Raw genomic sequence first — 255 nt, 5'->3', positions numbered from 1 at the left:
CGTCGTAGTGGAAGGCTTCGCTTTGCCAGTGCTGGCCATGGCGGTGGCCGGCGTGGCGTTGGCTGAGGCGGCCGAGCGGGTCGAAGGCGAACACGATGATCCGGTCTTCGTCCAGCTGCTGGGCGAGGACGCCGCTTTCGGCGTGGTAATGGTAGCTGCGGCGCTTGCCGTCGAAGCCGGTCTCGCTCAGCAGGCGGCCCATGCTGTCGTAGCTGAAGCGGGCGCTGCTGTGGTTTTCGTTGCGCAGCTCGAGCA

1 pseudogene is annotated in these 255 nt (G+C 66.7%); it reads right to left on the bottom strand.

The features are described 5' to 3' along the window. Nucleotides 1-255: pseudogene (locus AAZU54_RS27415) on the bottom strand (hypothetical protein); the annotation flags it as partial.

It is taken from the genome of Pseudomonas sp. Je.1.5.c (assembly GCF_051129895.1).
Lineage (GTDB): Bacteria > Pseudomonadota > Gammaproteobacteria > Pseudomonadales > Pseudomonadaceae > Aquipseudomonas > Aquipseudomonas urmiensis.
The sequence above is the reverse complement of the archived record's forward strand: the minus strand, read 5'-3'. Positions and strand labels throughout refer to the sequence as shown.